The 9,530-nt window shown below is 76.1% G+C and carries 11 protein-coding genes and 1 pseudogene; 4 read left to right on the top strand and 8 right to left on the bottom strand.

Annotation, left to right across the window (positions count from 1 at the left end; all coding sequences use genetic code 11):
* Together ACWDRR_RS41125 and ACWDRR_RS41120 are read right to left on the bottom strand one after the other, a co-directional pair.
* Positions 1-294, bottom strand: a pseudogene (locus tag ACWDRR_RS41125) (hypothetical protein); the annotation flags it as partial.
* Complete coding sequence (locus ACWDRR_RS41120) at positions 281-841, bottom strand: hypothetical protein (protein WP_449777432.1); 561 nt, start codon at positions 839-841, stop codon at positions 281-283. The pseudogene ACWDRR_RS41125 and the gene ACWDRR_RS41120, both read right to left, overlap by 14 nt.
* A 428-nt stretch (positions 842-1,269) precedes the next feature.
* Here ACWDRR_RS41120 and ACWDRR_RS41115 point away from each other — a divergent pair, with 428 nt between their 5' ends.
* Positions 1,270-2,148, top strand: a complete 879-nt coding sequence (locus tag ACWDRR_RS41115; protein WP_449777431.1) for an SDR family NAD(P)-dependent oxidoreductase — start codon at positions 1,270-1,272, stop codon at positions 2,146-2,148.
* Positions 2,149-2,262: 114 nt separating this feature from the next.
* The gene (locus tag ACWDRR_RS41110) at positions 2,263-2,937 is read left to right on the top strand and encodes a TetR/AcrR family transcriptional regulator (protein ID WP_449777430.1); all 675 of its coding nucleotides are present in this window, start codon (positions 2,263-2,265) and stop codon (positions 2,935-2,937) included.
* A gap of 171 nt (positions 2,938-3,108) precedes the next feature.
* Here the strand turns inward: ACWDRR_RS41110 and ACWDRR_RS41105 are convergent, their stop codons facing one another.
* From ACWDRR_RS41105 to ACWDRR_RS41085, 5 genes are all read right to left on the bottom strand, one after another.
* Positions 3,109-3,696, bottom strand: a complete 588-nt coding sequence (locus tag ACWDRR_RS41105; protein WP_449777429.1) for a lytic polysaccharide monooxygenase — start codon at positions 3,694-3,696, stop codon at positions 3,109-3,111.
* Positions 3,697-4,007: 311 nt separating this feature from the next.
* Positions 4,008-4,703 (bottom strand): histone deacetylase, encoded by a 696-nt coding sequence (locus ACWDRR_RS41100; protein WP_449777428.1) that lies wholly within the window; start codon positions 4,701-4,703, stop codon positions 4,008-4,010.
* Positions 4,704-4,792: 89 nt separating this feature from the next.
* On the bottom strand, positions 4,793-5,020 hold the full coding sequence (locus ACWDRR_RS41095; protein ID WP_449777427.1) for an amphi-Trp domain-containing protein: 228 nt from the start codon (positions 5,018-5,020) through the stop codon (positions 4,793-4,795).
* A 403-nt stretch (positions 5,021-5,423) separates the two neighbouring features.
* A complete protein-coding gene (locus ACWDRR_RS41090) occupies positions 5,424-5,747 on the bottom strand; it encodes a plasmid stabilization protein (RefSeq protein ID WP_449777426.1) in 324 nt (107 codons plus the stop codon).
* An 80-nt stretch (positions 5,748-5,827) separates the two neighbouring features.
* Complete coding sequence (locus tag ACWDRR_RS41085) at positions 5,828-6,724, bottom strand: immunity 49 family protein (protein ID WP_449777425.1); 897 nt, start codon at positions 6,722-6,724, stop codon at positions 5,828-5,830.
* A 296-nt stretch (positions 6,725-7,020) separates the two neighbouring features.
* Here ACWDRR_RS41085 and ACWDRR_RS41080 point away from each other — a divergent pair, with 296 nt between their 5' ends.
* On the top strand, positions 7,021-7,179 hold the full coding sequence (locus tag ACWDRR_RS41080) for a hypothetical protein (RefSeq protein WP_449777424.1): 159 nt from the start codon (positions 7,021-7,023) through the stop codon (positions 7,177-7,179).
* A gap of 75 nt (positions 7,180-7,254) precedes the next feature.
* On the opposite strand, the gene ACWDRR_RS41075 is transcribed toward ACWDRR_RS41080, so the two are convergent.
* Positions 7,255-8,340 carry an NUDIX hydrolase gene (locus tag ACWDRR_RS41075; protein WP_449777423.1) on the bottom strand — a complete coding sequence of 362 codons (1,086 nt, stop codon included), beginning with the start codon at positions 8,338-8,340 and terminating at the stop codon, positions 7,255-7,257.
* Positions 8,341-8,694: 354 nt separating this feature from the next.
* Between ACWDRR_RS41075 and ACWDRR_RS41070 the strand changes: the two genes are divergently transcribed.
* On the top strand, positions 8,695-9,423 hold the full coding sequence (locus ACWDRR_RS41070; protein WP_449777422.1) for a siderophore-interacting protein: 729 nt from the start codon (positions 8,695-8,697) through the stop codon (positions 9,421-9,423).
* Positions 9,424-9,530 lie beyond the last annotated feature (107 nt).

The following is a 9,530-nucleotide window of genomic DNA, read 5'->3' as shown; positions in this document are numbered from 1 at the left end:
GATCCGCCGGTAGACCAGGACGGTGGCGTTCTCGTGCGGCCCCGGCGGGCCCCAGACCCACTGTCGGGCGGCGTCCTCGTCCGGGTTGGCGGTGCGGGAACCGTGCGGCTCGCGGCCCGCTTCGGTGGTCGGCTGCGCCTGGTGGTCGGTTCCGGGCCCGGCTCCGGCCCGGCCGGGCCGGCCGCCCGGCCCGCGTACGACCTCGTACGCGGGCCGGGCGGCGGTGGACCCGTCGGGAGCGGCTGCTGCCGCGGAGCCGTCGGAGTGCCCGGAACCAGCGTCAGCCGCGCGCACCGGACCGGCGGCGCAGCAGGGTGAAGCCCAGCGCACCCGCGCCGACCGCGGCCGCGGCGCTGCCGCCGACCAGCTTGGTGCCGGCGTCGTCGAGGGCACCGCTGCCGTCACCGGCCTGGGCGGCGCCCTGGGGCACCGTCTTGACCTGCGGGGCCTGGCCGGGCTGAACCCCGCTGCTCGGGGTGGCGGTGGGCGTGGCGCCGGCTGCGGCCGGTGCGGGCTGCGCGACCTGGGGGGCCTTGGGGTCGGCGGGCTTGGCGCTGGGCGTGGCGACGGCCGGTGCGGCCTGGGGGGCCTTGGGGTCGGCGGGCTTGGCGCTGGGGGTGGCGGTGGTGGTCGGCGCGGCCTTCGCACCGGCCGGAGCCGCGACCGCGGGCTGGTCGGGGTTGTCGGCGGACGGGGCGGTGGGAGCCGCGGGCCGGACCCCGTCGGCCCAGGCCTGGCCGCCGGAGACGGTGGCGAACAGGGCCGCCCCCGCTATGGTGCAGCCCGCCAGCGCCCGGCGGGCGGTCGAGCTGGTGGTGCGGGTGGAGCGGTGCTTCGACATACGGCGTCTCTCCTTGTCGCAGTACGCGGCCGACCGGTGCGGGCGGCGCGTCCTGACCGACGGTAGGAGGGCCGTGTCGCGGTCCCCGGGAGGTCGTGTCACGGCTGCCCATCGGCTGGGTAACAGCCGGCCGTGATCGTTGCAGAGGCCGGCCCCGCAACGGTCGGGGAGCGGCCGCACCGGGCTGGACCGGCGGCCCGGTGGCATGCGATGCGATGCGGTGTGGCGCGGCCGGGCCGCGCGCCGCCGACGGACCGTCACCGCCCGGTTCCGCGCGCCGCGGGTGGGGTTCAGGACCGGAAGACCCTGCCCGCGACCTTGCCCGCGACCTTTCCGCGACCTTGCCTCGACAACCGGATAGGTCATCCGGTTCTGCTACGGTGAGGACAACCGGATAGGTCATCCACATAGACGGAACGGGTCGCGTGATGAAGCGGACGGCAGTGGTCACGGCAGGAACGGCGGGGATCGGGCTGGAGACCGCCTTGGGGCTGGCCGCGGCGGGCCTGGCGGTCACCGTGGTGGGGCGCGACGCGGAGCGCGGCGCCCGTGCGGTCGAACGGATCGACGCGACGGCACCGGCGCACCCCGCCCGGTTCCTGGCCGCCGACCTCGCCTCGCTCGACGCGGTCCGCGCCCTGGCCGGCCGGATCGCCGCCGAGGGGCCGCCGGCGGTGCTGGTCAACAACGTCGGGGCGATGTTCCCGGAGCGGCAGGACTCGGTCGACGGGATCGAGGCGACCTTCGCGGTCAACCACCTGTCGCCGTACCTGCTGACCGAACTGCTGCTGCCCGCGCTGCGAGCCGGCGCGCCGAGCCGGATCGTGAACGTCACCTCGGGTGCGATCGGCGTCGCCAAGCGCGTCTTCGACGCCGTCGAGCCGCCGGGCGGCTACTACGGCTTCCACTGGTACGGCCGCGCCAAGCTCGCCAACCTGGCCTACACGCTGGAGCTGGCCGGCCGGCTCGACGGCACGGGCGTCTCGGTCTTCGCGGCGGACCCGGGCGGCGCCGCGACCGCCATGACCGACGGCACCATGACCGATCCGAGGATCGTCTCGCCGGGGCTGCGGCTGCTCTGGCCGCTGGTCCGGCGCAGGTTCGCACGCTCGACCTCGGGCCCGGCGTCCGTGGCGGCCAGGCCCTCGGTCTTCGCCGCGACCGACGGCTCGCTGACCGGCCGGACCGGCCTCGTGATCGGACCGCGGGTCCGGCCGGTCGCCCCCTTCCGTCCGGCGGCCGACCCCCGGGTCGCCGAGGCCGTCCGCCGGCTCAGCGAGCGCCTCGCCCCCCTCGCGGCCGGGTGACGGGCGGCGGGTGACGGGCCAAGGGGCGGTGGGCCGATGGGCGACGGGCCGGTGGTCGGGCGGCGGGTGACGGGCCACGGCGATACGGATGGGTCATCCAGTTAGACTCCTGCCATGACGACCGCCCCCCTGCGCAAGGACGCCGCCCGCAACTGGGAGCGGATCGTCGCGGTGGCCCGCGCCCTCGTGGACGAGGGAACGCCACTGCAGCTCAACGACGTCGCCCGCCGCGCCCAGTTGGGCGTCGGCACCGTCTACCGTCACTTCCCCACGGCGGAGGCGCTGCTGGAGACCGTCGCCACGCCCTGCCTGGAGGCGCTCACCGCCCACGGCGAGCAGGCGCTGGCCGATGGCGACCCCGGGCGGGCCCTCGCCGGCTTTCTGACCCGCACCGTCGAGGCGCAGGTCACCGACGCCTCGCTGGCCGCGGTCACCGCCGCGCCCACGGACGCCCTGCCGCGCACCACCGAGCTGAAGCGGACCTTGTGGTCGGTCGGCGGAGGACTGCTCGACCGGGCCCGGACCGCCGGGGTGGTGCGGGCCGATCTGACCTCCGACGACCTGGTCCCGCTGATGTGCGGAATCGCCTACGCCGCCACCGTCCACGCCGGCCCCGACGCCCGGGTCGAGACCGCCCGCCGCTATCTGACCGTGCTCCTGGAGGGCGTGTGCGTCCAGGGCGGCGGGGCCGCTGCGGACGGTGGTGGCGGCTCCGCGTCGACGCGGGCCGGCGGCACCGGCGGGGCGCCGCGCGTCTCGGGCGGTCGGCGCGGTCCTTCGCGGTCGTGAACCGGTCGTTCCCGGTCGCGAACCGGGCGCGACCCGGAGCGCGGGGCGGCCGGCTCGCGCTCCGGTGCCCGGCCCGGCGCCTCACCGCGTGCGGGAAGGTGCCGGACCGGGGTCTCGGACAGCTGTGCCGGGCAGGGGGCCGACGGACATCGGGGCGGCACTGACGTCAGATCAGAACTTCACGTCGGTGCAGGAGTAGAAGGAGTTGTTGGTGTCGGCGATCTCCCAGACCGCCAGGATGACCTGGTGGCCCGTGCGGCCGGTGGGCAGGGTGCCGGTGTGGGTGGTCGTGGCGGCGGGCTGCCGGCCGTTGTAGTTGACGGTCAGGAACGGGGTCAGGTCCAGGTTGGCCCGGGTGATCTTCTGGGTCGCGTCGTAACCGGGCTTGGTGAGGTAGTACTTGAACGTGGTCGTGGCGTGCCGGGCCTCGATGTTCCAGGTGAAGGTGAGCTGCTGGCCCGCCGTCACGGCGGTGGTCGGCCAGGTGCCGTTGCGCGGGGCGTCCAGCGGGGCCCAGCGCGCGTCGGCGCCGGCGCAGATGGTGCCGTCGGCCGGACCGCGGGTGGGGAAGCCCTTCGGTCCTTCGACGCTCTGCGGCTCCCACTGGATGTCGCCGCAGTTGGTGACGACGCCCGCGCCGCAGAGTGCGGCCCGGCTGGGCGGCAGGTTGATGAAGCCGTGCGACTGCGCCGGCAGGGCCAGCGTGAGCGGCAGCGCGATCGCGGCCGCGGCCGCGCCGGCCAGATGACGTTTGCGCATGGTGCTCCTCCGTGGGGGTGGATGGAGTGTGCGCCCGACGCAGGGCGCGCGCGTGGGGGTGCGGCGGCCGTGGATCTCTTGGCATGCCTGCGCCAGGTCGGTGTGGTCCCCACCGTAGGAGCCGCGACCCCGAGCCGTCAATGGTCTGAACCATTTGCCGCGCTCGAACACCCCTTCCCCGCAAGGGCGTTCACCATTCCTGCGGTCGCCGAGGAGCCGAGGAGCCGAGGAGCGCCGGGGCGTGCGGGCCGCGGCGGTGCGCGCGGCCGGCCCCGGGCCGGCTGCCGGTCCACCGCCGGGGGAGGGTGCCCTCAGCCGTCGCCGGCCGGGTCCTCCAGGGCCCGGAGCAGCGTGGCGGCGCTCCACCGCGCGGTGGCACCCGGGCGGCTGCCGAGGTAGTCGGCGGCCCGCCGGAGGCTCCAGCCGTGCGCCTGGACCAGACCGGCGGCGATGGTGCGCAGATAGGCGGCGCGGGGCGGTCTCAGGTCCGCCTCGGGAAGGCCGCCGGGCGCGGTGAAGGTCAGGACGGGGACGCCGTCGAGGGAGCCCGGGCACACCAGCGTCTCGTACCGGCCCGGCCCCAGTCGCTCCCGGCCGCCGCTGAGGGCGCCGGCCAGCGGGAGGTCCGCTCCCGGCTCCCGGTGCATCTCCTGGGCGGCGATGTCGCCGAACTGCCCGGCGCTGAGCAGATAGGCCCGCGCGGGCACCTCGCCCACCCCGGCCGCGTCGTAGAAGGCCGTCCCGCCGCCCCAGACCGCCGATTCCAGGGCGAAGTACACCAGCCCGGGCAGCATCACCGGCTCGGCCCGTTCGGGCGGCCGCCCGTCGCGGCAGCCGGGGTAGGTCCGGGCGCCACCCGGCGGCCGGCCGCCGCGGAGATAGCAGGCCAGCCGCTCGGCGCACAGGTTCGAGCCGTACGCGGCGTACCAGACGCGGTCGGGCGCGGTGGTGGTGGCCGAGGCTCCCGCCGGGTGGGGCCGCCGGCGCGGCACGGTGTCGCGGCGCACCGCCGACGGGCGGACGGCCCGTCGAGGGCCGGCGCGGACCGGCGGCGGAACCCCTGCCGGGAGAGCCGGCTCGGCGGCGTGCCGTCGGTCTACGAGGTCCGCCACTTGAGTTCGATCTCGATCTCGATCTCGCCGTCCTCGACCTCGACCTCGATCTCGGTACGGAGTTCGTCGGGAATGCGCAGGGTCAGCGTCCCGGGGCCGAGGTCCAACTCGGCGTTGCCGTCGTGCCTCAGCGCGTCCGCGAGGGCGGAGAGCCGGTCGGCGGCTTCCTGGCGTGACAGTGCGGCCTTCTGCTCGAACTTGAGGTCGCTCACGGAGGCCTCCAACCCGGGGGAACGGCAGGTACCTCCCATTGTGACTCCGTCGCCCGCGGTGGGCATCCGGCCGCCGCGGCGGCGAGCGTCGACCTGTCCGGCCGGCCCGCCAGCCCACCGGCCCACCGACCCAGGCGGCCGAACACCGCGGGGGTGTGACCGGCCGGCCCGAGAGGGCGCCCTCCTCGGCCCGGCCGGTCACACCCCCGCGGGTCCGGGTTGCGGCGGCGGCCCCGGATCGGGGTCCGGGAACGGCGGCACGGGCGGCGGCACGGGGTCGGGTTCCTCACCGGGGCGCGGCAGGGGAGCGGGGTGCGGGAACGGTTCGGTGTCCGGATTCGGGGGTGTCGGTCTGGTCATCATGGCCACCTCTCGGTGCGGGCGCGCCGCGGCCGGGGCCGGGTCAGCGCTCCAGCGCGTGTTCCAGCTGCCGCTTGTTCATCTTCGAACGGCCCTTGATGTTGCGCTGCCTGGCCTCGTTGTACAACTGGTCGTAGGTGCGGCCCCGGGCGCCCTCGTGGGACCGCAGCCCGCCCCGGCGGCCCGAGGAGATGTCGTGGGTGGAGCTCCGGCTGGCGGTCTTCGACTCGCCGTGCCGGGCCCGCTCCTTGTTGACCGTCCGGGCGGCGATCTCCTCGGCCTGCTGCTCGCTCTCGCCGCGCTCCAGCACGCTCTCCTTGATGTGCTCGTACTGGCGCTCGCGCTTGGGGCTCGATCCTCGGGGCATCGCGGTTCTCCTCTCCTCCAGGGCCTCGGGTACCCGGTTGTCGGGCGCCGAACCCGGGGGAGAACGCGCCCGCCCGGCCCCTACTCCGCCGGGGCGTGCAGCAGGCTCTCCGGCAGGTAGCCGGAGCGGAGTTCCAGCTGCCAGTCGTGCGCCTGGACGGCGAGGGCGGCCAGGGCGATGGTGCCGACCGGCAGCAGGGTCCTCGGCTCCGGGTCGAGGCCCACGCCGTCACGGTGCCGGTGCAGGCGCTCGGCCAGGGCCTGCTCGAAGGCGGCCCGGTCGTCGTCGAGGAGGACGCGGAGCAGCCGCTGGTCCGGGGTGAGCGCACCGGCCGCGTCCAGCCGCCGGGCCGCCTCGGCCCGCGTCGGTGCGTCCGGCTTGGCGAGGGGCTCCGGGGCGAGCCGCATCGCGGGCCAGGTGCCGACCATGTCGGCCAGGTACCCGCACAGCGCCTCCAGCTCGGCGAGGTCGGCCGGATCCGACACCGACTCCAGCCGCGAGTAGGGCACCCCGTCACGGATCGCGGGCGCGTAGTCCTCCTTGAGCAGCGGGCCGACCACCCGCGCCGGCTCCCGGAGCATGCCCGTGATCGCGCAGAGTGCGAAGGTGTCGGACCAGGTCCGTGCCGTGGGCGCCTGGTCCACGGAGTCGCCGAAGGAGAGCTGCTCGCTGCTGAGCGTCTCGTCGATCAGGGGGAAGAAGACCTCGAAGTCCCCGTCCGGGAAGGCGCCCAGGCCCAGCACCCCGAGGGCGCTCTCCGCCGCGGTGCGCAGCACGAGCCGGCCGGAGTCACCGGTGAGCGCCGGGTCCTGGAGGGTGCACGCGCCGACGTGGTCGAGGAGTTCGTCGCGCAGCCGCGCCAGGCCGTCGAGGGTCAGCGAGTCGTAACGGAGTCCGTGCCAGCGGTAGAACGCCTGTCGGCGTATGCCGTCGAGCGCCCGATCGATGCGTTCCTGACCGACCTGGTGAGATGTCACTTCCCGCACGGCTGCTGCCCTTCCGATGATCATTCTGGTTGGTCGCCCGACGCTACCAGGGCCGTTGCCACCGGGCCGCCCCGACCGGGGAGGGGGCCGGGCGAGGGCGTGCCCTGCCGTGGCTGCCGCCGTTTCGACGGCGGCCGGGGAGCGGGGCGAACCGCGGCGCCGGCGCCCTCGCCCGGCCGGATCCGTCCGCGCCCGCACCGCCCCGCCGGGCGGTCGCGACGGGGCGACCGGGCCGATCGGGGTGGGGAGTGCAACGGGAGGGCCGTGGGACTGGCACACTGGCGATCATGACCGCCGACTTGCGCCCCCTGTGGCAGCCCTTCTCCGAGCCCGCCGCCACCGTTCCCGTCCAGACCGAGCGCCACCACCTGCAGCCCGTCGAGCGGGCCCCGTTCCTGGAGCCCGCCGGTGCGGCCGACCACGAGGAGCAGCTGCCGGAGGCCTGAGGCCGCCCCCGCTCGACTCCGGCGGCTCCCTCGCCGCCGTTCGCGCCACCCGCCGCCGCTCGGCTCGGCGGCGGTTCACACCCCGGACCGCCCTCGCTCCACGTCCCGTCGACGACCGTGCCGAGCGGCCGCGGCCGGTGTGCCGCCGCCCGTCGCACCGGCCTGCCCGGTGGCGGGGTCACCCGCCCTGAGATGGACGATGCCGCCCTCCTCCCGTGCTCGAAGCGCGGCGGTCAGCCGCGCGGCCAGGTGCGGGGGCAGCCGCCGCGCGGCCTCCTTCGGGTCGAGCCAGTGGGCGGCACGGACCTCACCGTCGGCGAACCGCAGCGCGCCCGCCTGCGCCGGCGTGAGCGGCGCCGCGTCGTAGAGGAAGCAGGTCACGGCCCGGCCGTGGCCGGTGGCCGACGCGGGCGCGGTGTCGACCACCAGGAGGCGCCCGACCGGGAGTTCCAGCGCCAGCTCCTCCCGCAGCTCGCGGGCCGCGGCCTGCTCGGGGGACTCGCACGCCCCGACCGTCCCGCCCGGCAGCTCGGCCTGCGGCTGGTAGGACGGATCGAGGACCAGGACCCGGCCGGCGGTGTCGCGCAGCAGTACGGTGGCCGCCGCCATCGGTGCGGGCAGCTGGGCGAAGTGGTCGCGCGGCGGCATCGGCCGGCGGTGCCCGTCGCGCAGCAGCGCCGTGTGCGCGCCGCGTTCGGCGGCCGCCGCGGCGGCGAACCGCCGGGCCACCGTCGGCTCGAGCAGTGCCAGCGCCTCCTCCTCCGGGACGAACTTCGCGGCGCGGATCTCGCAGGGTTGCAGCACCAGCGCGGCCGCGTCCACCGTCGTCCTCGGACGGGCGGCGTAGACGAGGGAGATGATCGCGCGGCCCCACCGTTCGGCGGGGACGGTGTCGACGGCGAGGAGCCGGCCGATCTCGGCCTCCAGGCCGAGCTCCTCCTGGAGTTCGCGCAGCAGCGCGGGGGCGGGTTCCTCGTCCTCCAGCATGCCGCCGGGCAGGTCCCAGCCGGGCTTGTAGCCGGGGTCCACGATGAGCACCCGTCCGAGGTGGTCGCGGATCAGGGCGTCGGCGCAGGCGGCCGGTGCGGCGTGCGCGACGAGGTAGCGGGCCAGCTCGGGGTCGGGGGCCGGCTCGGGGGCGGTGGCGGTGGTGTCGTTCACGGCTCTCCTCACGGGTTCTGCTGCCACGGGGGTCTGGCGGGGACGCGGACGCTCACGGTGCTCTCCCGGTCACCTCGGAGTTCGTACGGACACCGATGATGGCGGCGCGGCCGGCCCGGCCGCGGCGATTTCCGGCCGGGCCACTCGAAGGTGTGGTCGCGGACCGGAGCCGGGGCGGCGGGGCCGGGTTCGCCGGTGGAGGGCGGCAGCTGATGACCCGGTGAGCGGGGGAGCGGGGGCCGGCCGGGAGCGGGGGATCGCGTCGATGCCGGACCGGTGGCGGCAGGAGGGTCGACGCCCGACACGCCGGAGGCTAGGTTAGCCTTCCCTAACTTTTGTCGACCGGAGGCTGTCATGGGACAGGGGCACGGCTGGGAGGGCGTCGTCCTCAAGTTGATGCGGGGCAAGGACTTCGCCTTGACGGTGACCGGCACGGAGGACGTCACCGAGCACTGCCGCCGGGTGCACTTCGCGGACGGCGGGCTGCTCGCGGCCGCCGGGGTCCACCCGACCATGTGGGTGCGGATCTGGTTCCCCGGCGCGGGCCGTCCGCACCAGCGGGCGTACACCCTGGTCGACCCGGACCCGGCCGCGGGGGCGTTCGCCGTCGAGTTCGCGCTGCACGACGGTCCCGCCAGCCGGTGGGCGCGGGGGGCCGGGCCCGGCGACACCGTCCGGGCGACAGTGCAGGGTTCCGCCTTCGCCGCACCCGACCCGCTGCCCGGGCGGATGGTCCTGATCGGCGACCGCGCCTCCGTGCCGGCGCTCAACTCCCTGCTGACCGCGCTGCCCGAGGTGCCGGCCACGGTCTGGCTGGAGACCCAGCACGACAGCGACGACGGGCTGCCGTTGCGGATCCGCCCGGCCCGCCACGAGGTGCGCCGGCTGCCCCGCGAGGGTGCCGGGGCGAGGCTCGTCGCCGATGTCCGCACGGCTCTGCCCGGGCTGATCGGCGATCCGGCGAGCGCCTATGTGTGGGTCGCCTGTGACACCGTCGCCACGCGGACCATCGCGCAGTTCGCCCGCAGGGAACTCGCCGTCCCGAAGGGGCGGTTGCACGCCCTCGGGTACTGGCGGCCCTGACGCACCGCGGCGATGGGGGCTGTCGAGGGGCCCTGGTCCGCCTCCTCGGGCGCGCCCGGGATTCGCACGAGGTTCGCACGGGGGAGCGACGTTCGCACGGGATGGTG

Source organism: Kitasatospora sp. NPDC003701, assembly GCF_053587085.1.
Note: the sequence above shows the minus strand (reverse complement) of the source record. Positions and strands in the feature narration are given on the sequence as shown.